The following is a 26,004-nucleotide window of genomic DNA, read 5'->3' as shown; positions in this document are numbered from 1 at the left end:
CTACTGCCGGATCTTGCCGGCGCCGCTGATGATGGAGAGCTCGACGAACTTCGAGCCCGAACGCATGCCCGGCTTGAACCCGACGACATAGCCGCCCAGGTTGTAGCTATCCATCGCGTCCAGGGCGGCGACCGTGCCTTCGCGGGTGGGGCGGGCCCCCTGGCGGCGCACCGCTTCCACGATCACCTTGGCGGCGATATAGCCTTCCATCATGGCGTAGCTGACCGGCACTTCGAGCTTGTCGTTCTTGGCGACGGCATCGGTGAAATCCTTGGCCAGCTTGCTGGAGATCTTGTACGGGCTGGGCGTGACCTGGGCGATGGCGACGCCCTGCATCTGCTCTTCGGCGAGGCGCTTGGACAGCTGCTCGATATCGGCGCCGGAGTGGGCGAACAGTTGTGCGCCGCCGCCGGCGGAACGGTACTGCTCGATGAAACCGGCCGCCGCCGCGCCGCTGGAAACCATGAGGATGGCTTGCGGCGAAACCTTGGTGAAGATCTCGATGGCGGGCGATACACGGGCCGTGCCGGCGGGATAGGAAGCCTTGGTAATGATCGTGGCGTTGGCTTTCTTGGCGGCTTCCTCGGCTACGGCGATCAGGGCGGCGGCGCCGGGGCCATCTTCGTAGAACAGGCCCAGCCTCGTGATGCCAATGGTGGCCAGGTGCTCGGTGAGCTTGTTGATCTCGTCGCGCAGGCTCGCGCGGACGTTGTACAGCAGCGGCGTTTCGGGCCGGATCTCGGCGGCGCGGTAGCCCACCAGGGCGATCTTTTCTTTTTCGAGCAGGCCCGAACTCATCAGGTCGCTGATGTTGCGATTGCCGAAGTAGCCGGCCAGCACCAGCGGCTTGTCTTCGGACAGGATCTGCTTGGTGCCGCTCAAGGTTTCTTCGGGCCGGCCGCCGTCGTCCTTGCGAACCAGCGCGAAGGTATGGCCGTTGACACCCCCCGCCTTGTTGACGCTGGTGAAAAGCAGCTGCATGCCGGCGGCGTAGGCCCGGCCCTGGTTGGCCTCGAGCCCGGACATGGGCGCCACTTGCCCGACCACGACCTGCCCGGCCTGGGCCACGTGCGTCGCGGCGAGCGCTGCCCCGGCGATGACGATACTTGCAGCCAGATTGAACCTTGTCATAGCGCCTCCTCGAATACGTTTAGCAACACACTCGACGTTATGCCACAGAGTCCTGGCTCGGCAGTATGGAAAGCGCTTAGTTTGTGGGGGCAAGCAGGCGTTGTCATGTCCAATACAACACCATGACCGGCCGCGCAGCGACTACCAAAGACATCGAATCGCCCTATGCCTGGATGCGGCTGGCTGTATCGCTGCTGCTCATGACCGTCGGCGGCTCGGGGATGTATTCGGTCACCGTGGTATTGCCGCGCATCCAGGAGGATTTCGGGGTGGCGCGGGCGGACGCCTCGCTGCCCTACACGCTCACCATGATCGGCTTCGGCCTGGGCGGCATCCTGATGGGGCGCCTGGCCGATCGTTTCGGTGTGCTGGTGCCGGTGGGCGTCGGGGCCCTGGGGCTGGGTGCGGGCTTCATCGCCGCCGGACTCGCGCCCAACTTATGGTGGTTCTGTGCCGCGCAGGGCCTGTTGATCGGCTTGCTGGGAACCTCCGCCACCTTTGCGCCGCTGGTGGCGGATACGTCGCAATGGTTCGACCGGCGCCGTGGCGTGGCGCTGGCGATCTGCATGAGCGGGAACTACACCGCCGGCGCCGTGTGGCCGCCCATCATGCAGTACTTCATCGACAGCGTCGGCTGGCGCCATACCTATGTGGGCATGGGCGTGTTCTGCGTTGTCTCCATGCTGCCGCTCGCGCTCGTGTTGCGGCGCCGGCCGCCAGTCCACGCGCCGGCTCCCGTTCTGGCCGGCGGCCGCGTGGCCGCGCTCGATCGGCCGATGGGCATGAAGCCGGCAACCGTGCAAATGCTGCTGTGCGTGGCCGGGGTTGCGTGTTGCGTCGCCATGTCCATGCCGCAAGTCCACATCGTGGCGTATTGCGGGGACCTGGGGTTCGGTGCGGCACGCGGCGCGGAGATGCTCTCCCTGATGCTCGGCCTGGGGGTCGTCAGCCGGCTGGCCTCGGGCTGGATATCCGACCGCATCGGCGGGCTGCGCACCTTGCTGCTGGGATCGATCCTGCAGGGTGTGGCGCTGCTGATGTTCCTGCCGTTCCAGGGGCTGGTGTCGCTGTATGTGGTGGCGGGACTGTTCGGGCTGTTCCAGGGCGGCATCGTCCCGGCCTACGCGCTGATCGTGCGCGAACATTTCTCGCCGAGGGAGGCGGGCGCCCGCGTCGGCACCGTGCTCATGGCCACGCTGTTCGGCATGGCCCTAGGCGGGTGGATGTCGGGCGCCGTGTTCGACCTGACCGGCTCCTACCGCGCGGCCTTCATCAACGGGATTGCCTGGAACCTCCTGAACGTCTCGATCGTCGGCTTCCTGATGTTCCGCGCCTCCAGGCTGATGCGCGCGGGCGCGATGGCATAGACCAGCGCGCGCCGGTGTTCCTGCGTGATGAAGCTGTCGCCGGCTTCGAGGATGTAGTCCTGCAGGTCGCCGTCCAGCGTCAGCCACACCGTGCCTTCGCTGCACGCGAGCTGGACGCCGGCGGCATCGGCAACGCTGTACATGGCCCGGTGCTCCAGCCGCAAGTTCGAGGGAAGGGTGTGCGTGTTCATGATGGGGATCCTTTGCATTCGCTGATGGAATGAATATAGTGAGCCCGTACACTAGGTACAAACGTTGATTTGGAATTGCTAGCATGCGCCCAGAGAATGCGAAAAGCCCCGCCCCGCGTCCGGCGATCGCCCGCTCGGAGCTGCCGCCGCTCGACCTCCTGCGCAGCTTCGAGGCGGCGGCCCGGCATCTCAGCTTCACGCTGGCGGGGCAGGAGCTGTTCCTGACCCAGTCGGCAGTGAGCCGCCAGATCCAGCAGGTGGAGGCCAGCCTGGGCGTCGCCCTGTTCGAGCGCCGCCACCGCGCGCTCGAACTCACCGAGGCGGGCCGGCTGCTGCAACGCACGGTCGCCGATTGCCTCGAGCGCCTGCGCGACGTGACATCCCGGGTGCGAGCGACCAGCGCCCTTCGCCAGGTGTCCATGACTTGCACCCCCGGCTTCGCCTCCTTGTGGCTCATTCCGCGGCTGGCGCGTTTCACCGCGAACCATCCCGCCGTGGACGTCAGGATCTCCGCCACACTGGAACTGCTCGACCTGGAGCGCAGCCAGGTGGACCTGGCCGTGCGCTTTTGCCCCAATCGCGATGACCTGGGGCCGCCGCTGTTCGAGGAATCGGTGCTGCCGGTTTGTGCGCCCCGCCTTGGGACGGCCCGCCCGCACCCGCTGAAGAAGCCGGCCGACCTGGTCCATCACACGCTCCTGGCGGTGGACATGCCGCAGGGCATGGCGCTGACCGTGGATTGGGAGCCGTGGATCCAGGTGATGGGACTGAGCGAGTTGCGCATGAAGAACACGGTGCGCTTCACGCAGTACGCCGATGCCGTCGCGGCGGCCGTGGCCGGGCAGGGCGTGGCGATCGGGCGGTTCCCGCTGCTCGCGCAGTTGCTGCGGGACAAGCAGCTCGTCGCGCCGTTCGGGGGGCGCGCGGTTTCGCAGCGGGGCTACTACGTGGTGCCCAGCGCCCGCGGCCTGCGCAATCCGGATGCCCAGGACTTCGTCCGCTGGCTCAGGAGCGAAGCAGACAGTTGATATAGTCCTGCGGACATGGCCCGCCCCGTCCCGATCGACCGTCGCCACCTGCTGCAGCTGGCCGCGGCGGGCGCAGGCGCGCTGTGGCTTCCGCGCAGCGCGTGGAGCCAGCCACGCCTGTCGGCCAACCCCTTCACCCTGGGAGTGGCCAGTGGTTCGCCGACGCATGACTCCGTCGTGTTGTGGACCCGCTTGCTGGCCGATGGATGGTTCCAGAGTCTGGGCGACCAGGCGGTGACCGTGCGCTGGGAAGTGGCGCGCGACGAGCAATTCCGGCGCATCGTTCAACGGGGCCAGTCGCAGGCACTAGCCGGGCTGGCTCATTCGGTGCATGTGGAAGTGGCCGGCCTGGAGCCGGACCGCTGGTATTTCTATCGCTTCATGACCGGCGATTGGGCAAGCACCACCGGGCGCACGCGCACTTTCCCGGCGCCGGATGCACTGGTGCGGAAGCTGCGGCTGGCCTATGCCTCTTGCCAGCGATGGGAGCATGGCTACTACGGCGCCTATCGGCACATGCGCGAAGAGAACCTCGACGCGGTGCTGTTCCTGGGCGACTACATCTACGAATACCCGATCGCCGGCAATCCCGTGCGCGTGCACGGCGGCGGCTGGGCGTCCACGCTGGACGACTACCGCAAGCGCCATGCGCTTCACAAGAGCGACGCGGACCTGCAGGCCATGCACGCGGCCTGTCCCTGGCTGGTGACCTGGGACGACCACGAGGTGCAGAACGACTACGCCGGCCTCACGGCGGGCGAGAACGGTCCGCTCGTCGATAGCTTCGCCGGCCGGCGCGCGGCTGCCTACCAGGCCTACTACGAGCACATGCCGGTGCGAGCTTCGGCGCTGACGCAGGCCGTGGCGGGGCTGGCTTCCGGTGCCGAGTTCCGCTTGCATTCGCAGCAGCGCTTCGGCCGCCTGGCCAACCTCGTGCTGCTGGACAACCGCCAGTACCGCGACCCGCAGGTGTGCGCGCGGGCAGGGCAGACCGGGTCTGGCTACGTCAACCCGGCGGAATGCCCCGCGTGGAACGATCCTGGCCGCACCTTGCTCGGCGCCGCGCAGGAGCAATGGCTGGACCGCGCATTCGCGAAATCCGGCGAAGGCTGGACCGTCGTCGGACAGCAGACCTTGTTCGGTCAGCGTGATTCACGGCCGGGGCCGGGCCAATCGTTCTGGAACGACGGCTGGGACGGCTACAACGCAGCCCGCGGCCGATTCACGCAGTCCTTGCAGCGTCATCAGGTCGCCAACCCGGTGCTGTTCGGCGGCGACGTGCACGAGAACTGGGTGGGTCACGTCAAGGCCGACTACGCCAGGCCAGAGAGCGCCAGCGTCGGCGTCGAGTTCTGCGGCACCAGCATCACCTCGCGCTCGGGCCGGGGTGGACGGGCTGCCGAGCGCCTCTCTGAAAACCCGCACTTTGTGTTCGCCGATGCGCAGCGCCGGGGCTATGGAGTGGCCGAGTTCACGCCGGGCCAATTGATCACCACCTTGCGCGTGATCGACGACCCGGCGCGCGCGGATACGGGCGTCCGGACTCTCGCGCGTTTCGCGGTTCAGGCCGGCCGGCCGGTCGTAGAGGCCGCCTGAGCGATAGCATCCTCGCGTCGCGGCAGGCGGTACCCGGCAGGGGCTCATACTGTGGCGGTCGGCGCTTTTTGCGCCGACTCCGCTGCGAGGCTCGGCCTGGGGTCGGCGTCGCGGAACTCACTTCGCGCCCTAAGGCCGCTGCGTTCAAACAGCCGCGACGAGTCAGTTACGAAGCGCTGCGCGCCCGCCCCCAGGCCGAGCCTCGCAGCCGCCACAGAAATCGCCCCCGCCGGGTACCGCCTGCCGCGAGCCAAGGTGGTGGGCGTGCGGTGCGACGAATACCAACAACCTCCCTGCAAAGGCGTGTCCGGGCAGGCCGCGGCGCATCGTTGCGAGGCGCCTGGGTTTGCTCGATTTCGTGGCCGCGCGCAGCGCTTCGTGCTCTGACTTGTCGCAGCTGTTTGAGCGTAGCGCGCCCCAAGCGCGCGCAGCGAGTTCTGCGACGGGCCGCGAAATCGAGCAAACCCAGGGAAGTCGGTGCGCAGCACCGACCGCCTTGTCGATGCGCCGCGGCCTGCCCGGACACGACTTTGCCGCGTGAATCCTGAGCTTCTGTCGAAAGCAGGCTCTAGCGAACCACCTCGAGCAGGCGATCGAGGCCGCCCTGGTTGATCGCCACCATTGCTTGCTCGCGCACCTTGGGCTTGGCGTGATACGCCACCGACAGGCCGGCTTCGCCCATCATGGGCAAGTCGTTGGCGCCGTCTCCCATGGCGATGGCCTGCTTGGGGGAGATGCCCAGTTGGGCGCAGGTTTCCAGCAGCATCTTGCGCTTTTCCGCGCCATCGCAGATGTCGCCCCAAGGCTGGTTCACCATGCGGCCAGTGAGCTGGCCGCAATTGGGGCCGGATTCGATCTCGAGCACATTGGACCGGGTGAAGTCCACACTCAGGCGATCGCGGATGCGGTCGGTGAAGAAGGTGAAGCCGCCCGAAACCAGCAGCACTTTCAGCCCCGCCGCCTTGCAGGCAGCCACCAGTTCGGCCGCGCCGGGATTGAGTTGCAGCCGCTCGACGTAAACCCGCTCCATGTCGGCCACGGTGACCCCGCGCAGCATGGCCACGCGCCGGCGCAGACTTTCCTTGAAGTCGGTGATCTCGCCGCGCATCGCGGCCTCGGTGATGGCCGAGACCTCGGCCTTGCGGTCGGCGGCATCGGCGATCTCGTCCACGCACTCGATGTTGATCAGCGTGGAATCCATGTCGAAGGCAATGAGCTTGAAGTCCTTCAAGGCCAGGGGCGGCGTGAAGCCCTGGATCACCAGGCCGGGGGATATTTCGCTTGCTTTGGTCATGGTTCAATTCTGACAGCTACACCGGCTCCGCCACCTTGGGCTGGCCCAGCGAGCGCAGCACGTCGCGCACCATCTGCGCCCGGTCCTTGGGATCCTTCAACTCGCGCTCTATGCGCAGCTTCTCGTTGCCGGCCAGCTTGATGTGCTTGTTCTTCTGCACCATCTCGATGATGCGCATGAAATCGATAGGCGGGTTCGCCTTGAAGGTGATGTGGATCACGCCCGGTGCCGCATCGACCTTGACCACGCCATAGGGCCGGGCCAGCACGCGCAGGCGGTGCACGTCGATGAGAGTCTGGGCCTGCGGCGGCAACTTGCCGAAGCGGTCGACGATCTCCTCCAGCAGGCCATCGATCTGGTCGGTGGTCTTGGCGGTCGCGAGGCGCTTGTAGAACGACAGGCGCAGGTGGACGTCGCCGCAGTAGTCGTTGGGCAGCAGGGCGGGCGCATGCAGGTTGATGTCGGTGGTGACGGACAGCGGCGCCAGCAGGTCCGGCTCCTTGCCGGCCTTCAGGGAGCGCACGGCCTCGCCCAGCATTTCGTTATAGAGCTGGAAGCCGACCTCCAGCATGTTGCCGCTCTGGTTTTCGCCCAGCACCTCGCCCGCGCCGCGAATTTCCAGGTCGTGCATGGCCAGGTAGAAGCCGGAGCCCAGTTCTTCCATCTGCTGGATGGCGTCGAGGCGCTGCGCCGCCTGCTTGGTCAGGCTCTCGGTGTCGGGCACCATCAGGTAGGCGTAGGCCTGGTGATGGCTGCGGCCGACGCGGCCGCGCAGCTGGTGCAGCTGCGCCAAGCCGAACTTGTCGGCGCGGCTCATCACGATGGTGTTGGCCGTGGGCACGTCGATGCCGGTTTCGATGATGGTCGAGCACAGCAGCAGGTTGTGGCGCTGGGCGATGAAGTCGCGCATCACGCGCTCCAGCTCGCGCTCGGGCATCTGGCCGTGCGCGACGGCGATGCGGGCTTCGGGCAGCAGCTCTTCCAGCCGCTCGCGCCGGTTCTGGATGGTCTCCACCTCGTTGTGCAGGAAATACACTTGGCCGCCGCGCTTGAGTTCGCGCAGCACGGCTTCGCGGATGACGCCATTGCCCTCGTTGCGCACGAAGGTCTTGATGGCCAACCGCCGCTGCGGCGCCGTGGCGATGACCGAGAGGTCGCGCAGGCCCTCCAGCGCCATGCCCAAAGTCCGCGGGATCGGGGTCGCGGTGAGGGTCAGCACGTCGACCTCGGCGCGCATGGCCTTCATCGCCTCCTTGTGACGCACCCCAAAGCGATGCTCCTCATCGATGATGAGCAGGCCCAGGTTCTTGAACTTGGTGGATTCCGAGAGCAGCTTGTGCGTTCCGATCACCACGTCGACGCTGCCGTCGGCCAAGCCCTTGAGCGTGGCGGTCACTTCCTTGCCGGAGCGGAAGCGGGAGACCTCGGCCACCTTGACCGGCCATTTGCTGAAGCGATCGACCAGGGTCTGGTAATGCTGCTCGGCGAGCAAGGTGGTGGGCGCCAGGAACGCGACCTGCTTGCCGCCGGTGATCGCGATGAAGGCCGCGCGCAGCGCCACCTCGGTCTTGCCGAATCCCACGTCGCCGCAGACCAGCCGGTCCATGGGGCGCGGCGAGATCATGTCCTGGATCACCGCATGAATGGCCGCGTTCTGATCGGCCGTTTCCTCGAAGCCGAAATCGTTGGCGAAGGCCTCGTAGTCCTGTGCCGAATAGCGGAAGGCATGGCCCTCGCGCGCCGCGCGACGCGCATAGATGTTGAGCAGCTCGGCGGCGGTATCGCGCACCTGTTCCGCGGCCTTGCGCTTGGCTTTTTCCCATTGGCCCGAGCCCAGCTTGTGCAGCGGCGCTTCATCGGCCGAGACACCGGTGTAGCGGCTGATCTGGTGCAGCTGGCTCACCGGGACATACAGCGTCGCCTTGTCGGCGTATTCCAGGTGCAGGAATTCCTGCACCGCCGGCGTGCCGTCCTCGTTGGTGCCCTGGCCCAGGTCCAGGTTGATCAAGCCCTTGTAGCGGCCGATGCCGTGCTGGGAGTGCACCACCGGGTCGCCGACGTTGAGCTCGGACAGGTCTTTGATCAACGCCTCGACGTCGCTGACCTGCTCCTGTTTCTTGCGCCTGCGCGTAGTGGGGCCGGCGGCGAACAACTCGGTTTCGGTGATGAGGTCGATACCGGCCTCGAGCCAGCTGAATCCGATGTTCAGGGGGCCGGTGGCGATGCCCAGTTTTTCGTCACTGGCGAGGAACTCCTGAAGCGAGTCGAAGGCCGGTGGAGAGAGGTGGCTGGCCCGCAGGAAGTCGAGCAGGCTTTCGCGCCGGCCATCGCTCTCGGCCAGCACCAGGGCGCGCTGCGCACTGTTGCGAAGGTGCTCCTTGAATTTGGCCAGGGGCTCCTCAGCGCCCCGCACCACGGCCATGGGCTCGAGCGCTTCCAGCTCCGCGAAAGACGACCCATCGACGGCGCGCAGCGCCAGCTGCCCATGCTGCTTGGCGTGAGCATAAAACTGCTCGGCCGTGAGAAACAAAGTCTCTGGTGGTAACGCCGGGCGGTCGGGATCGCCCCGCACCAGCCGGTAGCGGTCACGCGTGTCCTGCCAGAACCGCTGGAACGCGGGTTCCAGATCGCCGTGCAGCACGACAGTGGCCTGTTCGCCCACGTAGTCGAAGACCGTGGCGGTATCGTCGAAGAACAGCGGCAGGTAATACTCGATGCCCGCCGTGGCGACGCCGTTGCCGATGTCCTTGTAGATGCGGCTCTTGGTGGGATCGCCCTCCAGCAGTTCGCGCCAGCGGCTACGGAATTTCGCCCGCGCCTCGTCATCCATGGGGAACTCGCGGCCGGGCAGCAACCGCACCTCGGGCACGGGGTAGAGGCTGCGCTGGCTGTCGGGGTCGAAAGTTCGTATCGAGTCGATCTCGTCGTCGAAGAGGTCAACCCGGTAAGGCACCGTGGAGCCCATCGGGAACAGGTCGATCAAGCCACCGCGCACCGCGTACTCGCCGGGGCTCACGACCTGGGTGACATGGCTGTAGCCTGCCAGGGTGAGTTGGGCCTTGAGCTTGGCCTCCTGGAGCTTCTGCTTGACCCGAAAATGGAAGGTATAGCCCGCCAGGAAGCTCGGTGGCGCCACGCGATAGAGCACCGTCGTGGCGGGTACCACCACGACGTCGGCCGCGCCCTGCGAGATGCGCCAAAGCGTGGCCAGCCGCTCGCTGATCAGGTCCTGGTGCGGCGAGAAGCTGTCGTAGGGCAGCGTTTCCCAGTCGGGAAAGAGCGCGCAGCGCAAATCCGGCGCGAAAAACGCCATCTCCTCGATCAGCCGCTGCGCATCCGTGGCATCGGCCGTAACGATCGCCGTGAGCTTGCCGGCGGCCTTCTCGCGCTCTGCCAGGCGGGCCAGCAGCAGCGCGTCCGCCGAGCCAGGGGGCCGCGGCAGCGTGAATCTCTTGCCTGCGCTAAGTTTGGGTAAATCCATAAAAAAATACAAAACACCCCGCCCATGAAGAGGGTGGGGTGTGAGCCACGATTCTAGAATGGACGGTATGCCAACGAGTGACAGCAAGACCAATCCCCGTTTTTATGCCCTGGTCCCTTGCGCCGGCACCGGCAGCCGGGCCGGCACGAACGGGCCGAAGCAGTACGAGCGAATCGCCGGACATCCCATGGTCTGGCACACCCTGGCGGCTTTCGGCGCGGTGCGCCGCATCGCCAGGACCGTGGTGGTCGTCGCGCCCGGCGACGGCTTCTTCGAACGCAACCACACCTCCGCACTGGTCGTGCCATGCGGCGGCCCCACGCGGGCGGCCAGCGTTGCCAACGGCCTGTACGAACTCAAACGTGTGGGCGCAACCGAGCACGACTGGGTGCTGGTGCATGACGCCGCGCGCTGCCTGATCACGCCGGCTCTGATCGACGCGTTGATCGATGCCTGCGTGCACGACGAAGTGGGCGGGCTGCTGGCGCACAAGCTGCCCGACACGCTCAAGCGCGAAGAGGGCGGCCGCTCCGTGCAAACACTGGAGCGCGAGGACAAGTGGCTGGCGCAAACGCCCCAGATGTTCCGCATCGGCATGCTGATGCAGGCACTGGAGCGGTCGGGCGGCCAGGTGACCGACGAGGCTGCGGCCATTGAAGCACTGGGCCATCGCCCGCTGCTGGTCCCCGGCGGGGCCCAGAATTTCAAGGTAACCTATCCGGATGACTTCGCGCTGGCAGAAGCGGTGCTCAAGGGCCGCTTGAGGTGAGTTCCGTCCCGTTCCGCATTGGAGAGGGATGGGATGTGCACGCCTTGGTGCCGGGGCGCAAGCTCATCATCGGCGGGGTCGACATCCCGTTCGAGCGTGGGCTTCTGGGCCACTCCGATGCCGATGTGCTGTTGCACGCGATCACCGACGCGCTGCTGGGTGCCGCCGGGCTGGGCGACATCGGCCGCCACTTCCCCGACACCGACGAGCGCTTCAAGGGCGCCGATTCGATCGTGCTGCTGACGGAGGCGGCGCGGCGTGTGCGCGAGCGCGGCATGCAGATCGGTAACGTCGACAGCACCGTGATTGCCCAGGCGCCCAAGCTGGCGGCCCATATCGACGTCATGCGCCAGCGCATCGCCCAGGCCCTGGACCTGGCGCCGGATTTCGTCAATGTGAAAGCCAAGACGGCCGAGAAGCTGGGCCCGGTGGGCCAAGGCCTGGCGATTGAAGCGCGGGCTATCGTGCTCCTGACCGTGCAGGCCTAGTAGGCCGGTTCGATCTTCGGCTCGGGCTCCGCGGGTTGCGGCGGATTGGCCCTGGGCTTTTGCAGCTTGATGTGGGCCGCCAGGCCACCCGACGTGGTGTTGGCCAGCGCGAAGATGCCGCCCATGCGTTGCACCGTCTTGTCGACGATGGCCAGGCCCAGGCCGGCACCGGTGGCCGCGGTGCGCGCGGCGTCGCCGCGGAAGAAGGGCTTGATCAGGTTGGGCAGGGCTTCGGGCGCCACGCCCATGCCATGGTCGCGCACCTTCAGCAGCACCCATTCGTTGCGCGACTTCGCCGCGATGTCGACCACGGCGATGCCGGTTTCCGGCGTCTTGCCGTAGCGGCGCGCGTTCTCCAGCAGGTTGGAAACGACGCGGGCCAATTCCACCTCGTCGGCCAGCACCACCAGCCCTTTGGAAACATCGAGGTTGATGCGCATGTCGCCCTGGTCCTGCACGGCGTAGAGGCAGGCCTCGATCACGTCGTTGAGGAGCACCGGCTTGAGTTCGGCGTGGTCCGGGCGCGCGTAGTCGAGGAACTTGTCGATGATGGCGTCGAGCTGGTCGATGTCCGCCGCCATGTGCTCGCGCGCATCGGCATCGGCCACGCTCATTTCGGTTTCCAGCCGCAACCGCGCCAGGGGCGTGCGCAAGTCGTGCGAGATGCCCGCCAGCATGACGGCGCGATCCTGCTCGATCTTGGCCAGCTGCTGGGCCATGCGGTTGAAGCCGATGTTGACCTCGCGGATCTCGCTGGTGACGGCCTTCTCGTCGAGGCGGCTGGCGTCGAAGTCGCCGTCGCGCACTCGGCTGGCGGCAAACGACAACTGCTTGAGCGGACGGTTGATCAGCCGGGCGATCAACGCCGCGCCGGCCAGCGACAGGCCCGCCGCGGTGATCAGCCAGATCAGCCAGGTGCGGCCGCCCACGCGGGTGAGGCGCGAGCGGTCGAGAAGCATCCAGTACTGGTCGGCGTCGATCTTGAAGCCGACCCACAGGCCTTCCTCGCCATTGACGCTGGCCGCCATGACGGTGCCGGGACCCAACCGGGTCGCCAGCTCATCCATGACGCGCGTGTCGAGTTCGGCGGCGCTGAAGACGGCGTATTTGTCGCCAGGTTCGCGCGGCACGATGCGCACGCCTTCCTGGTCGGCCAGGGTCTTGATGAGGGAAACCCTGGCGATCGAATCGGAGTGCACCAGCGCCGCACGGCTGAGGTTGACCAGGGAGGCTATCTGCTGGGCTGTCTGCACGGCGCGTGGCTCGAACTCGAGCGCGCGAAAGGTCTGCAGCCAAGCCACGATGCTGCCGATGAGCAGCAGCGACAGCAGGAAGAAAGTCCGCCAAAACAGGGAAAGGCCAACCCGGGGCCGCATGTCGAGCGGCGCCGGCGCCGTTTCAAGCGGTGCCGGACCGGTAACGTCGATGCTCGTCGTGACGCCGCGAATCAATTGCTAGTCCCCTGATTGTTTTTACTACCCCCTGATTATTGTTGAAGTTGACAGCAACGACGGGATCAACCCGCACCGTCCGGTACGAAGACGTAACCCACGCCCCACACCGTCTGGATATAGCGCGGGGCGGCCGGATCGACTTCGACGAGCTTGCGAAGGCGGGAAACCTGCACGTCCAGGCTGCGGTCGAAAGGCTCGAATTCGCGGCCGCGTGCCAACTGGGCCAGCTTTTCGCGCGACAGCGGCTGGCGCGGGTGGCGCACCAGGGCTTTTAGCATGGCGAATTCGCCGGTGGTCAGCGGCAGTTCTTCACCGTTCTTACGCAGGGTCCGCGCGCCCAGGTCGAAAGCGAAGGGGCCGAAGGACACCACTTCGTTGTCGCTGGACGGGGCGCCCGGGGCTTCCTGGGCCGGGCGGCGGCGCAGCACGGCATGGACTCGGGCCAGCAGTTCGCGCGGATTGAAGGGCTTGCCCAGATAGTCGTCGGCGCCCACCTCGAGCCCGACAATGCGGTCGACGTCCTCGCCCTTGGCGGTGAGCATGATGATGGGGGTGCGGTCATTGGCGGCCCGCAAGCGCCGGCAGATGGACAAGCCGTCTTCGCCCGGCATCATGAGGTCGAGCACGATCAGGTCGGCAGTTTCCCGCAACATCAGGCGGTTGAGCGCCTTGCCATCCTCGGCCAGGATGACTTCGAAGCCCTCCTGGGTCAAATAGCGGCGCAGCAGGTCACGGATGCGCGCGTCATCGTCGACGACCAGGATTTTGTCAGTTCGGGCTGCAGCTTGGGACATGGTGCTCCAAAAGATGGATTTGTAACAGAGCCGATTCTGAAGGGCTTGTCGCCTTGCGTGCGGGATTTCCCTGTGACCTTGACACAGTGTTACAAATGTTGCGGCGCGGCGCAAGGGTTCACTCGGGGGGTGTGAACCTTCACGAGCAGAGGCCGTTGAACGATGACCATGAAGCAGTACCTCATCCTTGCAGCCTTTGCGAGCGCAGCGGTTTGCAGCGCGCAGGAGGCTCCGTCCGCCGCGCAGCGCGTGGCCGAGGCGCGACCGGTCGCGCCGGCAACCGCCGTGTCCGCCAAACCGTACACGCCGCGCCAGCTCTCCGAGCAGGAGAGGGCCGAGCTGCGCCGGCAGCTTTACCAGTACAGTCACAGCCGATTGCCCGCCAAGGGCTCCTGAAAGGCTTCATGAATATCAGATTGTGCGCAGCGAGATCGCTCGCTGCCTGGACTCTTGCGGCAGGCGCCTGCACTGTCGCGATAGCCCAAACCCCGACCTTCGCACCGCCACAGAACGTGCTGCAGCTCTCGGCCAGCGGCCAGGTGGAAGTGCAGCAGGACCTGTTGAGCCTGAGCCTGACCACCACGCGCGAAGGCACCGATCCCAACGCGGTACAGAGCCAGTTGAAAGCCGCGCTCGATGCCGCCCTTGCCGAAGCGCGCAAGGCGGCGCAGCCCGGGCAACTGGATGTACGGACCGGTAACTTCAGCCTGTACCCACGCCACGGCCGCGACGGCAAGATCAGCGGCTGGAACGGCACCGCCGAGCTAGTGCTCGAAGGGCGGGACTTTGGACGCATCACCCAGACGGCAGCGAAGATCCAGACCATGACCTTGGGCGGTGTGAGCTTCGGCCTCAGCCGTGAGCAACGCGCCAAGGTCGAGGGCGAGGCGCAGGCGGTTGCGATCGAGCGGTTCAAGGCCAAGGCCGGTGAACTGGCCAAGGGCTTCGGATTCTCCGGCTACAGCTTGCGTGAGGTGACGGTGAACGCCAACGACCAGGGCTTCGTGCCCCGCCCACGCATGATGGCGATGGAGGCCAAGGCGGCGCAGGCCGACATGCCGGTGCCGGTCGAGGCCGGCAAGAGCATCGTGATGGTCACGGTCTCGGGTTCCGTACAACTGCGCTAGGTGCTGTCCGACATGGCCCGGTTGGGCCACCCGCTAGGCTCGGCCCGATGTGGGTAGAACCATCGCATTCCGCCGGCGTGGCCGATCGCGCTGTGCGCGGCGGCACTTTCTTCGTCTTGTCCAACCCCGGCTCGGGGGAGCATGACGCGCAGGAAACCCGCGAGTTGCTGGAAACTGTCTTCAAGGAGGCGGGCCGCGCCGTGGAGTTCGTGCCGGTATCCGGCCCCGACGCCCTCGCTTCGGCCTGCGCGCGCGCCGCTGTTCAGGCCAGGGAACATGGCGGCGTGCTGGTGGCGGTAGGCGGCGACGGGACCATCAACACCGTGGCGCAGGCAGCGCTGGCCCAGGGCTGCCCGCTGGGCGTCATTCCGCAAGGCACCTTCAATTTCTTCGCGCGCGACCACGGCATCCCGCAGGATGCGCAGGAAGCCGCACGCGCCCTCGTCGGCGCGCGGCCGCGGCCCGTGCAGGTGGGCCGGCTCAACGATCGCCTGTTCCTGGTGAACGCCAGTCTCGGGCTCTACCCGCAGCTGCTGGAGGACCGCGAAACCTTCAAGGAGCAATTGGGACGCCGCCGGTGGGTGGCAATGTTCTCTGCGCTGGTCACCGTGTTCCAGTGGCGCAGGCAGTTGGCATTGCAGATCGAACTGGAGGGCGAGCGCATCGCCGTGCGTACGCCCACGCTGTTCGTGGGCAACAACCGCTTGCAGCTCGAGCGCATCGGCATGGAAGCGCAAACCGTGGGGCGGGTGGGCGAGGGCCGGCTGGCGGCCATCGTGTTGCAGCCGATCGGCACGTGGGCGATGTTGGGGCTGGCGCTGCGTGGCGCGCTGGGCCGCCTGGGCGAGGCCGGGCAGGTGCGCAGCTTCGCTTTTCGCTCGCTCACCATCCGCCGCTGGAGCGTGCGTCCGATCAAGGTGGCCACGGACGGGGAGGTGCACTGGATGCGGCCGCCGCTGCGCTTCGAGGTCTCGCCCGAGCCCTTGCTGCTCATGACGCCGCAGCCGCAGGATCGGGTGGCCGTCGAATGAGCATCGTGCTGCACATGTCGGACACGCACTTCGGCACCGAGAAGCCGGCCGTCGTGGCGGCGTTGCGGGCGCTGGCGCGCGAGCGCCACCCCGACGTGCTGGTGTTCAGCGGCGACGTGACGCAGCGCGCCAGGGCTGCGCAGTTCGCGGCCGCGCGGCGGTTGTGCGACGACATGGGCATCACGCGGATGCTGGCGCTGCCGGGCAATCACGACATTCCGCTGTTCGACCTGCTGGCGCGTGCCACCCGGCCCTACGGCAACTACCTGCAGGCCTTCGGGCCGAGGCTGGACCCCTTGCTCGATACCGACGACTTCCTGGTGATAGGCGTCAACACCACGCGCGTCGCGCGCCACAAGAACGGCGAGGTTTCGCCAGAGCAGGTGGAACGCGTTGCCCACGAACTCCAAGGCGCGCGGCCCCGGCAGCTGCGCATCGTGGTCACGCACCAGCCGGCCGCCGTGACGCGGCCGGAAGACGAGCATGACAGGCTGGTCGGCGCCGAAGCTGCGCTGCAGGCCTGGTCGCGCGCGGGGGCCGACCTGGTGCTGGGCGGGCACATCCACCTGCCCTATGTGCTGGACCTGGCGGCGCGGCCAACGTCGCCGACGCCACGGCCCATGTGGTGCGTTCAGGCGGGGACGGCGGTTTCATCGAGGGTGCGGCACGGCACCTGCAATTCGGTGAACCTGATCCACTGGCTGCCGATGCCGCCGGGCCAGCCGCGCAAGTGCCAGATCGAGCGCTGCGACTACAGCCCTGCGGAAGGCTGGTTCGCGACGGCCGAGATCACGACCCTCGCGCTCGCCTGACTTACTGGGCGGCCCAGCCGCCGTCCATGTTCCAGGCGACCCCGCGCACGTTGTTGGCGGCAGGGGAGCAGAAGAACACGGCCAGTTCGCCCAGTTCTTCGGGCGTGGTGAACTGCAGCGAGGGCTCTTTTTCGCCCAGCAATTGGCGGGTGGCTTCCTCATTGGTCCAGCCGTTCGCAGCGGCCTTGGCATCGACCTGCTTTTGCACCAGCGGCGTCAGCACCCAGCCGGGGCAGATGGCATTGCACGTGACGCCGGTGGTGGCGTTCTCCAGGGCCGTTACCTTGGTCAAACCGACCAGGCCATGCTTGGCCGCGACATAGGCCGACTTCTGCGCGGAGGCGACCAGGCCATGCACCGAAGCGACGTTGATGATGCGGCCCCAGTTGGCGGCCTTCATCGCGGGCAAGGCAAGGCGGCTGGCGTGAAAGGCGCTGGAGAGATTGATCGCCAGGATCGCGTCCCACTTCTCCGGCGGGAAATCCTCCACCGGGGCCACGTGCTGGATGCCGGCGTTATTCACCAGCACGTCGACGCGCCCGAACTGCGCGGCGGCGTACTTCATCATGTCTTCGATCTCGCCGGGCTTGCTCATGTCCGCGCCGTGGTACGCAACCTTAGCGCCCAGCGCCTGCACTTCCGCCTTCGGGCCATCGACATCGCCGAAGCCGTTGAGGACGATGTTGGCACCCTGGCGCGCCAAGGCCTTCGCGATGCCCAGCCCGATGCCGCTGGTCGAGCCCGTGACGAGGGCGGTTTTGCCTTTCAGCATGATGGTCTCCGTATTGAATTAGGATGGGTGTCAAAGAGAAAAAATGCAGCCGCACAGTATGCGGTTTTTTGACTGTCATGCATCAACCTACGCTGAACTACGTACCCTGCGCCGACGCCTCGGGTGGCCACCGCATGGCCTATTGGCAATGGGGCGACGAGAAGGCGGGCCACGTGATCGTCTGTGCGCATGGCCTGTCGCGCCAGGGCCGCGACTTCGACGTGCTGGCGGGCGCGCTGCTGGCGCAGGCCCAGCACCCGCTGAGGGTCGTCTGTCCCGATGTGGTCGGCCGCGGCCGCAGCGACTGGCTCAAGGAGCCGATGGGCTACCAGATCCCTACCTATGTCGGCGACATGCTGGCGATGCTGGCTCAGCTGCACCGCGCGGCGCCGATCGGCACGCTGGATTGGGTTGGCACCAGCATGGGCGGCCTGACCGGCATGGGACTGTGCGGTACGCCCAAGCTGCCGCTGCCTGTCCCGGTTCGAAGGTTGGTGCTCAACGACGTGGGGCCGGCGATCGAGTGGCAAGCGCTGCGGCGCATCGGCACTTACCTGGGCAATACGGGCAGTTTCGATTCCGTTCAGCGGGCGGCAGATGCGATGTGGGCGATTTCCGCGAGTTTCGGTCCGCACACGCCCGAGCAATGGCTGGCCCTCTCGCAAGCGATGGTCAAGCCCCTGCCCGAGGGCGGCTTCACCCTGCACTACGACCCCGCCATCACCGTGCCCTTCCGTACCGTGACCGAGGAGTCCGCAGCGCAGGGGCAGGAAGCGCTGTGGCAGCTGTATGACAACATCAAGGCCAAGACTTTGATCACGCGCGGCGCCGATTCCGATTTGCTGTCGAAGGACACCGCGCTGGCCATGACCCGGCGCGGGCCCAAGGCGCGCCTTGTTGAATTCGAGGGTGTGGGCCATGCGCCCACGTTCGTCACCGACAACCAGGTCGAGGCCGTGGCCTCGTTCCTGCTGAGAGAAGAAAATGAAAAGCCTGACCGCGGAGCAAGCTGACTCGGCGCAAGTACCCGAGTTGATCGCTGCGACCGAGCAGGCGATGCCGCACCAGGCGAACGCGCTGGCGCGAGCCCGCGCGTTCGCCGAACCCTTCATCGCGGGCGAGACGCTGGACACCGGCGAGAACACGCTGGCCCATGCCGACGCGGTCGCCTCCATCCTCAAGTCCATGGGCGGCTCGGAGGCGATGCAGGCGGCCAGCTACCTGGTGTACGCCTGCACCCATCTGAACAAGCCGCAGGAGGTGATCTCCAAGGCGTTCGGCGAAAACTACGCCGCGCTGGCGATGGAAACGACCAAGCTGGTGAAGGTCCAGCAGCAGACGCGCGACGCGGAGGATGCGGGGCAATGGGTGGACGATCCCAAGCTCCAGACCGAGAACGTGCGCAAGATGCTGCTCGCTTTCTCGCGCGACCTGCGGGTGGTGATGTTGCGCCTGGCATCGCGCCTGCAGACCCTGCGCTGGCACGCGGCCTGCAAGACCGTCGCGCCGCCCAGCGTGGCGCGCGAAGCCCTCAATGTGTTCGCGCCGCTCGCGAATCGGCTGGGCATCTGGCAGCTGAAATGGGAGATGGAAGACCTGGCCTTCCGCTTCCTCGAGCCGGACACCTACAAGAAGGTCGCGCGCCTGCTGGACGAGAAACGGGTGGAGCGCGAGGAATTCGTCGAGTCGCTGCGCTCGCGGCTCGAGTCCGAGCTGCGGTCCCAGGGTATCCAGGCCAGCGTGCATGGCCGGCCCAAGCACATCTACAGCATCGTCAAGAAGATGCGCGGCAAGTCGCTGGATTTCGACCAGGTGTTCGACATCCGGGCACTGCGCGTGATCGTGCCCGAGGTCAACGATTGCTATGCCGCGCTGTCATGGGTGCATCAGCAACTCGCGCCCCTCGTCGAGGAGTTCGACGACTACATCGCCAAGCCCAAGGCCAACGGCTACCAATCGCTCCACACCATCGTGCGCGACCAGGCCGGCCGGGCCATCGAGATCCAGATCCGTACCCAGGCCATGCACGACCACGCCGAGCACGGCGTGGCCGCGCACTGGGCCTACAAGGAGGCGGGCAGCAAGGGTTACTCCGGCGTCTTGGCCAGCGGCGAATACGACGCCAAGATCGCCGTGCTGCGGCAACTGCTGGCCTGGGAGCGAGACCTCTCGGGCTCGGGCCAGGGATTGTTCGAGGACCGCATCTACGTGCTGACGCCGCAGGCTTCCATCGTCGAATTGCCGCAGGGCGCGACGCCGGTCGATTTCGCCTACACCCTCCACACCAGCCTGGGCCACCGCTGCCGCGGCGCTCGAGTCGACGGCGTGATGGTGCCCCTCAACACCCCGTTGCAAAACGGGCAGACCGTGGAGATCACGACCGCGAAAGAGGGCGGGCCGTCACGCGACTGGCTCAACGCCGACCTGGGTTTCCTGGCCAGCCACCGGGCCAAGGCCAAAGTGCGTGCCTGGTTCAACGAGCAGATCCGCCACGAGACGGTCGCGCGCGGCCGGGAGTCGGTCGAGAAGCTGCTGCAACGCGAGGGCAAGACGGCCGTCAAGCTGGAAGACCTGGCGTCGCAACTGGGTTTCAAGTCGGCCGAGGATCTGTTCGCGGTGGTGGGCAAGGACGAGTACTCGCTGCGCAACATCGAGACGGTGCTGCGCCCGCCCGAAGCTCCCTTGGCGCCAGACGATTTCCTGCTGCTGAAAAAATCCCGGCACGCGGACAAGACGCCCAAGGGCGGCGTGCTGGTGGTCGGCATCGATTCGCTCATGACCCAGCTGGCCAAGTGCTGCAAGCCCGCGCCGCCCGACGCCATCGGCGGCTTTGTCACGCGGGGCAAGGGCGTGAGCATCCACCGTGCCGATTGCAGCAATTTCCGCGAACTCGCCGCGCGCACTGCGGAGCGTGTCATCGAAGTGGAGTGGGGCGCGTCCAAGTCGGAAGGCACAGCCGTGTACCCGGTGGATGTGGGCGTGGAAGCCTCCGACCGGCAAGGCCTGCTGCGTGACATCTCCGAAGTCTTCGCCAAGGAAAAGATGAACGTGATCGGCGTGCAGACTCAGTCGTTGAAAGGCACGGCGTGGATGACCTTCACGGTGGAGATCGCGGACTCGGGCCGCCTGAACAAGGTGCTCGGGCTGGTCGGTGACGTGCAGGGTGTGCGGTGGGCAAAGCGGCGTTGAGCGGCGGCCATTCCGGCCCTGCTACAATCGCGGTCTCGAATACGAACTCAGGCGCGTAGCTCAGCTGGTTAGAGCACCACCTTGACATGGTGGGGGTCGTTGGTTCGAGTCCAATCGCGCCTACCAAACATCCGCAGATGCAACAACCCTAGGGGTAAACCTTGGGGTTTTTGCTATGGACGGCTCCCTAGAATCTGTTGCACTGCAATACATGAGCGCTGTTCAGCCGCGCCAGGAGCCCCACCCCGTGCAAAGCAAGAAAGCCAACGCCGTCAAGCCGGCGCAGCGCGTCATCAAGAAGTATCCCAACCGACGGCTCTACGACACCGACACCTCCACCTACATCACGCTCACCGAGGTCAAGCAGCTGGTGATGGACAGCGAATCTTTCGTCGTGCGCGACGCCAAGACCAACGAGGACCTCACGCGCAGCATCCTGCTGCAGATCATCCTGGAAGAAGAAGCGGGCGGCGCCCCGATGTTCAGCGAGGCCGCGCTGGCCAACCTGATTCGCATCTACGGACACGCATCGCAGGCTTTCATGGGCACCTACCTCGAAAAGAACGTGCAGGCGTTCACCGACATCCAGGCCAAGCTCACGGAGCAGTCGAAGACCCTGACGCCCGAGATGTGGGCCCAGTTCATGAGCATGCAGAACCCGCTGGTGCAGGGGATGATGGGCAACTACGTCGAGCAGTCCAAGACCGTCTTCGACAAGATGCAAGAGCAGATGGCCAAGCAGACCGAGCAGATGCTCGGCGCCTTCGGCATCAAGAGGTGACCGAAAGGTCATCCTGGGGCTGATACAGGGGCGCCGGCATCCTCTGGGACAATACGGGGATGAGCGAAGTTGCGTCCCCGGACACCAAAACCCCCAAAGTCGGATTCGTCAGCCTGGGCTGCCCCAAGGCCCTGACCGATTCCGAACTCATCCTTACCCAGTTGAGCGCCGAGGGCTACCTCACCTCCAAGACCTTTGAAGGCGCGGACCTGGTCATCGTCAACACCTGCGGCTTCATCGACGACGCGGTGCGCGAAAGCCTGGACGCCATCGGCGAGGCACTGGCCGAGAACGGCAAGGTCATCGTCACCGGCTGCCTGGGCGCCAAGGCGGGCGAGGGCGGCGGCAACCTGGTCAAACAGATGCACCCGTCGGTGCTGGCCGTGACCGGGCCGCACGCCACGCAGGAAGTGATGGACGCGGTCCATGCCAACCTGCCCAAGCCGCACGATCCCTTCATCGACCTGGTTCCGGCGGCGGGCATCAAGCTCACGCCCAAGCATTACGCTTATTTGAAGATCAGCGAAGGCTGCAACCATCGCTGCACCTTCTGCATCATCCCTTCGATGCGCGGCGACCTGGTGAGCCGGCCCATTGGCGACGTGCTCAAGGAAGCCCGGGCCTTGTTCGAGGGCGGCGTCAAGGAACTGCTGGTGATCAGCCAGGACACCTCGGCTTATGGCGTGGACGTGAAATACCGCACCGGCTTCTTCGACGGCAAGCCGATCAAGACGCGCATGCTCGAACTGGTCCAGTCGCTGGGCGAGATGGCCGAGCCGTACGGCGCTTGGGTCCGCCTGCACTACGTCTACCCCTATCCCTCGGTCGATGAAGTGATTCCGTTGATGGCGACCGGCAAGGTGTTGCCGTACCTGGACGTGCCCTTCCAGCACAGCCATCCCGACGTGCTGAAGCGCATGAAGCGGCCGGCCAGCGGCGAGAAGAACCTGGAGCGCATCCAGCGCTGGCGCGAAGCCTGCCCCGAGATCGTGATCCGCAGCACCTTCATCGCCGGTTTTCCCGGCGAAACCGAGCAGGAGTTCGATCACCTGCTGCAGTTCATGCGCGAGGCTCGTATCGATCGCGCCGGCTGCTTTGCTTATAGCCCGGTCGAAGGCGCCGTGGCCAACGACATTCCGGGCATGCTGCCTCAGGAACTGCGCGAAGAGCGGCGCGCCCGCTTCATGGCCGTGGCCGAGGAAGTGTCGGCGGCGAAGCTGCGCGAGCGGGTGGGCGCGACGATGCAGGTGCTGGTCGATGCGGCACCTGCCCTGGGCCGTAAGGGCGGCGTGGGCCGTTCGTATGCCGATGCGCCCGAGATCGACGGCACCGTGAAGCTGCTGCCGCCCGAAAAGCTGAGCAAGCGGCTGTCGGTGGGCGAGTTCACCCGGGCCCGCATCGTGGGCACGCAGGGCCACGATCTGGTCGGGATTCCGATCTGATCGGAGAAAAAAACAAAGCCGGCAAAGCCGGCTTTATGATTGGTGCCCAGGAAGGGACTCGAACCCCCACGATGTTACTCGCTAGTACCTGAAACTAGTGCGTCTACCAATTCCGCCACCTGGGCATCTCAGGAAAGAAAAGGATTCTATATCAAAAATATCGGACACATCGCCAATGGGCTTCTCGACGAGATCGAGGGGGTGATCCAGGGACACCGCGACGGCCACGGATACGTGGTTCGTGACGACGGCGAAGGCGATATCTACCTGCCGCCCAACGAGATGCGCGCGGTGCTGCACAAGGACCGCGTCAAGGCGCGCATCGTGAGGCACGACCGCAAGGGCCGCCCCGAAGGCCGCGTGGTCGAGATCATCGAGCGGCCGCCGCAACCCATCATCGGCCGACTGCTGCATGAAAGCGGCGTGTGGCTCGTGGCGCCGGAAGACAAGCGCTACGGCCAGGACGTGCTCATACCCAAGGGCGCCACCGGACTCGCGAAACCCGGGCAGGTCGTCGTGGTCGAACTCACCGAGCCGCCGAGCCTTTATGGCCAGCCGGTGGGACGCGTCAAGGAAGTGCTGGGCGAGATAGACGACGCGGGCATGGAGATCGAGATCGCCGTGCGCAAGTACGGCGTGCCGCACGAGTTTTCGGATGCCTGCATCGGCCTGGCGCGTGCACTGCCCGACAAGGTGAGGCCGCAGGACAAGAGGCACCGCGTCGACCTGACCGACATACCGTTGGTCACCATTGACGGCGAGGACGCGCGCGACTTCGACGATGCGGTGTACTGCGAGCCGGCAAAGGTCGGGCGCGGCAAGGGCTGGCGCCTGCTGGTGGCGATCGCCGACGTGAGCAGCTACGTGGAAACCGGCAGCTCGATCGACATCGATGCGTACGACCGGGCCACCAGCGTGTACTTCCCGCGGCGCGTGATTCCCATGCTGCCGGAGAAACTCTCCAACGGCCTGTGCTCCCTGAATCCGGAAGTCGAGCGGCTGTGCATGGTGTGCGACATGCTCGTCACCGCGACCGGCGAAATCTACGCCTACCAGTTCTATCCGGCCGTGATGTGGAGCCATGCCCGCTTCACCTACACCGAGGTCGCCTCGATCCTCGCTAACACCCGCGGGCCCGAGGCCATCCGCCGCAAGGACCGCGTCACTGACCTGCTGAACCTGCACGATGTGTACGGCGCGCTGCTCAAGGCGCGCAACCAGCGCGGCGCGGTGGATTTCGAAACGACCGAAACGCAGATCATCTGCGACGAGAACGGCCGCATCGAACGGATCGTGCCGCGCGTGCGCAACGACGCTCACCGGCTGATCGAGGAGTCCATGCTGGCCGCCAACGTCTGCAGCGCCGACTACATCCAGCAGAGCAAGCACCCGGGCCTGTACCGCGTGCACGAAGGCCCGACGCCCGAAAAGAAGGACATCCTGCGCGGCTACCTCAAGGCCATCGGCGTGCCGTTGACCATCAGCGAAGACCCGCTGCCGGCCGAGTTCCAGCGCATCGCCGAGGCCACCAAGGAGCGGCCCGACGCCCAGCAGATCCACACCATGCTGCTGCGCTCCATGTCGCAGGCGATCTACACGCCGATCAACGCCGGCCACTTCGGCCTGGCCTACGACGCCTATACCCATTTCACCAGTCCGATCCGGCGCTATCCCGACTTGCTGGTGCACCGCGTGATCAAGGCGATCCTGGTCAACGAGCGCTACGAGCTTCCCGTGCTGCCCACACCGGGCGAGGCGCATGAGAAGCTGGCGCGCCGCCTGGCAAGCCGCGTCAAGGCGCCGGCGAACCGGCTCAAGAAGCCGCCGCCGCCCCTCAGCCGCGAAATGCAGGCCTGGGAAGCCGCGGGCCTGCATTGCAGCGCCAACGAGCGGCGCGCCGACGAGGCCAGCCGCGACGTCGAGGCCTGGCTCAAGTGCAAGTACATGCGCGAGCATCTCGGCGAGGAATACAGCGGCGTTGTCACCGCGGCCACGACCTTCGGCGTCTTCGTCACGCTCGACCAGATGTACGTGGAAGGCCTGGTCCATATCACCGAGTTGGGCGGTGAATACTTCAAGTTCGACGAGGCGCGGCAAGAGCTGCGCGGCGAACGCACCGGTATTCGTTATGCCATCGGCTCGCGGGTTCGCGTCCAGGTCAGCCGCGTCGACCTCGATGGCCGCAAGATCGACTTCCGCCTCGTGCGCGAGGGCGAAGAGCTGGTCACCAGGGCCATGAAGGACAAGGGCGTACCCAGCGGCGGCGGCAGAGGCGGCGCGTCGGGTGTGCCGGCCAAGTCTTCGACCAAGCGGGCTGCCAAGAAGGCGGCGACGGCGGAGCCCAAATCGTCGATCCAGGCCCTGAAGGCCGCCGTCAAGAAAGTCGCCGGCAAGAGCAAGAGCCGGAAAACCCGCCGTTAATCCAGAGGAGATTCCATGGCTAGCAATTTATCGGGCGGCAAGGTCGCCATCGTCACGGGCGGAGGCACGGGCATCGGCAAGGCCGCGGCGCTGGCGCTGCTGCGCGACGGCTGGCGCGTGGCCATCGCGGGCCGCCGCAAGGAACCGTTGGACGAGGTGGTGACCGAGTCGGGCGCGGGTGGCCGCGCCTTGCCGGTCCCCACTGACGTGACGGACCCGGCTTCGGTCGAAGCCTTGTTCGCCGCGACCGTCAAGGCCTGGGGCCGTGTCGATCTGCTGTTCAACAATGCCGGCGTGGGCGCCGCCGCGGCGCCTATCGAGGATTTGCCGCTGGAGCAGTGGAAGCGCGTGGTGGATACCAACCTGAACGGCATGTTCTACGGCATCCAGCAGGCCTTCCGTGTGATGAAGTCTCAGTCGCCGATGGGCGGGCGCATCATCAACAACGGATCGATCTCGTCGCATGCGCCCAGGCCGCATTCCATCGCCTACACGGCGACCAAGCATGCGGTGACCGGCATGACCAAGACCGCGGCGCTCGATGGGCGCAAGTACGACATCGCCGTCGGGCAGATCGATATCGGCAATGCGGCGACCGAGCTGGCGGCGCGCATGGCCAAGGGCGTGCCCCAGGCCAACGGCGAGATCGCGATCGAGCCGCTGATGGACGTGAACATCGTGGGCCAGTCGATCCTCTACATGGCCAATCTTCCGCTGGAAGCCAACGTGCTGTTCCACACAGTGATGGCGACCAAGATGCCCTTCGTCGGGCGGGGCTAGTTTGTCATTGTGGGCTTGACCCGGGACCCATGGTCGCGAGCGGTTCGCTGTCCGCT

The 26,004-nt window shown here is 66.2% G+C and carries 22 protein-coding genes and 2 tRNA genes; 16 read left to right on the top strand and 8 right to left on the bottom strand.

From position 1 onward, the window contains the following. Nucleotides 1-1,131 carry an ABC transporter substrate-binding protein gene (locus HNE04_RS02650; protein ID WP_172216481.1) on the bottom strand — a complete coding sequence of 377 codons (1,131 nt, stop codon included), beginning with the start codon at nucleotides 1,129-1,131 and terminating at the stop codon, nucleotides 1-3. A 122-nt stretch (nucleotides 1,132-1,253) separates the two neighbouring features. Here HNE04_RS02650 and HNE04_RS02645 point away from each other — a divergent pair, with 122 nt between their 5' ends. Then, nucleotides 1,254-2,498, top strand: a complete 1,245-nt coding sequence (locus tag HNE04_RS02645; protein WP_172216479.1) for an MFS transporter — start codon at nucleotides 1,254-1,256, stop codon at nucleotides 2,496-2,498. Here the strand turns inward: HNE04_RS02645 and HNE04_RS02640 are convergent. After that, entirely contained in the window at nucleotides 2,387-2,689 is a 303-nt protein-coding gene (locus HNE04_RS02640) for a DUF2917 domain-containing protein (RefSeq protein ID WP_172216477.1), read from the bottom strand. The genes HNE04_RS02645 and HNE04_RS02640 overlap by 112 nt on opposite strands. Before the next feature lie 83 nt (nucleotides 2,690-2,772). On the opposite strand from HNE04_RS02640, the gene HNE04_RS02635 reads away from it, so the two are divergent. Together HNE04_RS02635 and HNE04_RS02630 are read left to right on the top strand one after the other, a co-directional pair. Further along, nucleotides 2,773-3,717: a LysR substrate-binding domain-containing protein gene (locus HNE04_RS02635; RefSeq protein ID WP_172216475.1), complete on the top strand. Its 945-nt coding sequence runs from the start codon at nucleotides 2,773-2,775 to the stop codon at nucleotides 3,715-3,717. A gap of 15 nt (nucleotides 3,718-3,732) precedes the next feature. Beyond that, a complete protein-coding gene (locus HNE04_RS02630) occupies nucleotides 3,733-5,313 on the top strand; it encodes an alkaline phosphatase D family protein (RefSeq protein WP_172216473.1) in 1,581 nt (526 codons plus the stop codon). 568 nt (nucleotides 5,314-5,881) lie between these two features. Here the strand turns inward: HNE04_RS02630 and serB are convergent. Both serB and mfd read right to left on the bottom strand, forming a co-directional pair. Beyond that, on the bottom strand, nucleotides 5,882-6,607 hold the full coding sequence (serB, locus tag HNE04_RS02625; RefSeq protein WP_172216471.1) for a phosphoserine phosphatase SerB: 726 nt from the start codon (nucleotides 6,605-6,607) through the stop codon (nucleotides 5,882-5,884). A gap of 16 nt (nucleotides 6,608-6,623) precedes the next feature. Continuing rightward, a complete protein-coding gene (mfd, locus tag HNE04_RS02620; RefSeq protein ID WP_172216469.1) occupies nucleotides 6,624-10,088 on the bottom strand; it encodes a transcription-repair coupling factor in 3,465 nt (1,154 codons plus the stop codon). A gap of 67 nt (nucleotides 10,089-10,155) precedes the next feature. On the opposite strand from mfd, the gene ispD reads away from it, so the two are divergent. Both ispD and ispF read left to right on the top strand, forming a co-directional pair. Next, nucleotides 10,156-10,857, top strand: coding sequence for a 2-C-methyl-D-erythritol 4-phosphate cytidylyltransferase (gene ispD, locus HNE04_RS02615; protein WP_172216467.1), 702 nt, complete (start codon nucleotides 10,156-10,158; stop codon nucleotides 10,855-10,857). Next, a complete protein-coding gene (gene ispF, locus HNE04_RS02610) occupies nucleotides 10,854-11,345 on the top strand; it encodes a 2-C-methyl-D-erythritol 2,4-cyclodiphosphate synthase (RefSeq protein WP_172216465.1) in 492 nt (163 codons plus the stop codon). The genes ispD and ispF overlap by 4 nt, the downstream gene beginning before the upstream one ends. Here the strand turns inward: ispF and HNE04_RS02605 are convergent. Continuing rightward, complete coding sequence (locus tag HNE04_RS02605) at nucleotides 11,342-12,721, bottom strand: sensor histidine kinase (RefSeq protein ID WP_235964750.1); 1,380 nt, start codon at nucleotides 12,719-12,721, stop codon at nucleotides 11,342-11,344. The two genes, ispF and HNE04_RS02605, sit on opposite strands and share 4 nt — an antisense overlap. A gap of 140 nt (nucleotides 12,722-12,861) precedes the next feature. Next, a complete protein-coding gene (gene ompR, locus HNE04_RS02600; RefSeq protein ID WP_172216463.1) occupies nucleotides 12,862-13,593 on the bottom strand; it encodes an osmolarity response regulator transcription factor OmpR in 732 nt (243 codons plus the stop codon). Between the two features lie 168 nt (nucleotides 13,594-13,761). Between ompR and HNE04_RS02595 the strand changes: the two genes are divergently transcribed. The 4 genes from HNE04_RS02595 (at nucleotide 13,762) to HNE04_RS02580 (ending at nucleotide 16,563) form a co-directional block, all read left to right on the top strand. Further along, nucleotides 13,762-13,989, top strand: a complete 228-nt coding sequence (locus tag HNE04_RS02595) for a hypothetical protein (protein ID WP_172216452.1) — start codon at nucleotides 13,762-13,764, stop codon at nucleotides 13,987-13,989. 8 nt (nucleotides 13,990-13,997) lie between these two features. Continuing rightward, a complete protein-coding gene (locus tag HNE04_RS02590) occupies nucleotides 13,998-14,720 on the top strand; it encodes an SIMPL domain-containing protein (protein WP_172216450.1) in 723 nt (240 codons plus the stop codon). Between the two features lie 77 nt (nucleotides 14,721-14,797). After that, nucleotides 14,798-15,751, top strand: coding sequence for a diacylglycerol/lipid kinase family protein (locus tag HNE04_RS02585; protein ID WP_328700247.1), 954 nt, complete (start codon nucleotides 14,798-14,800; stop codon nucleotides 15,749-15,751). Continuing rightward, nucleotides 15,748-16,563 (top strand): metallophosphoesterase family protein, encoded by an 816-nt coding sequence (locus tag HNE04_RS02580; RefSeq protein WP_172216446.1) that lies wholly within the window; start codon nucleotides 15,748-15,750, stop codon nucleotides 16,561-16,563. Before HNE04_RS02585 ends, HNE04_RS02580 begins: the two co-directional genes overlap by 4 nt. A 1-nt stretch (nucleotide 16,564) precedes the next feature. On the opposite strand, the gene HNE04_RS02575 is transcribed toward HNE04_RS02580, so the two are convergent. After that, a complete protein-coding gene (locus HNE04_RS02575; RefSeq protein WP_172216444.1) occupies nucleotides 16,565-17,335 on the bottom strand; it encodes a 3-hydroxybutyrate dehydrogenase in 771 nt (256 codons plus the stop codon). 77 nt (nucleotides 17,336-17,412) lie between these two features. Between HNE04_RS02575 and HNE04_RS02570 the strand changes: the two genes are divergently transcribed. The 5 genes from HNE04_RS02570 (at nucleotide 17,413) to rimO (ending at nucleotide 22,747) form a co-directional block, all read left to right on the top strand. Further along, nucleotides 17,413-18,348 carry an alpha/beta fold hydrolase gene (locus HNE04_RS02570; RefSeq protein ID WP_172216442.1) on the top strand — a complete coding sequence of 312 codons (936 nt, stop codon included), beginning with the start codon at nucleotides 17,413-17,415 and terminating at the stop codon, nucleotides 18,346-18,348. Further along, nucleotides 18,320-20,524, top strand: coding sequence for a RelA/SpoT family protein (locus HNE04_RS02565; RefSeq protein ID WP_172216440.1), 2,205 nt, complete (start codon nucleotides 18,320-18,322; stop codon nucleotides 20,522-20,524). The genes HNE04_RS02570 and HNE04_RS02565 overlap by 29 nt, the downstream gene beginning before the upstream one ends. A gap of 49 nt (nucleotides 20,525-20,573) precedes the next feature. Continuing rightward, nucleotides 20,574-20,650: transfer RNA gene (locus tag HNE04_RS02560), tRNA-Val, on the top strand. Between the two features lie 85 nt (nucleotides 20,651-20,735). Next, nucleotides 20,736-21,305 carry a polyhydroxyalkanoate synthesis repressor PhaR gene (gene phaR / locus HNE04_RS02555; RefSeq protein WP_172216438.1) on the top strand — a complete coding sequence of 190 codons (570 nt, stop codon included), beginning with the start codon at nucleotides 20,736-20,738 and terminating at the stop codon, nucleotides 21,303-21,305. 59 nt (nucleotides 21,306-21,364) lie between these two features. After that, nucleotides 21,365-22,747: a 30S ribosomal protein S12 methylthiotransferase RimO gene (rimO, locus tag HNE04_RS02550; protein ID WP_172216436.1), complete on the top strand. Its 1,383-nt coding sequence runs from the start codon at nucleotides 21,365-21,367 to the stop codon at nucleotides 22,745-22,747. A gap of 40 nt (nucleotides 22,748-22,787) precedes the next feature. Here rimO and HNE04_RS02545 read toward each other — a convergent pair. Next, nucleotides 22,788-22,872 (bottom strand) — tRNA-Leu (locus tag HNE04_RS02545). 67 nt (nucleotides 22,873-22,939) lie between these two features. Between HNE04_RS02545 and rnr the strand changes: the two genes are divergently transcribed. Next, on the top strand, nucleotides 22,940-25,168 hold the full coding sequence (gene rnr, locus HNE04_RS02540) for a ribonuclease R (protein WP_407926583.1): 2,229 nt from the start codon (nucleotides 22,940-22,942) through the stop codon (nucleotides 25,166-25,168). Nucleotides 25,169-25,183: 15 nt separating this feature from the next. Beyond that, entirely contained in the window at nucleotides 25,184-25,948 is a 765-nt protein-coding gene (locus tag HNE04_RS02535; protein ID WP_172216434.1) for an SDR family oxidoreductase, read from the top strand. The last annotated feature ends 56 nt before the right edge of the window (nucleotides 25,949-26,004 follow it).

It is taken from the genome of Caenimonas soli, from assembly GCF_013155545.1.
Lineage (GTDB): Bacteria > Pseudomonadota > Gammaproteobacteria > Burkholderiales > Burkholderiaceae_C > Ramlibacter > Ramlibacter soli.
Note: the sequence above shows the minus strand (reverse complement) of the source record. Positions and strands in the feature narration are given on the sequence as shown.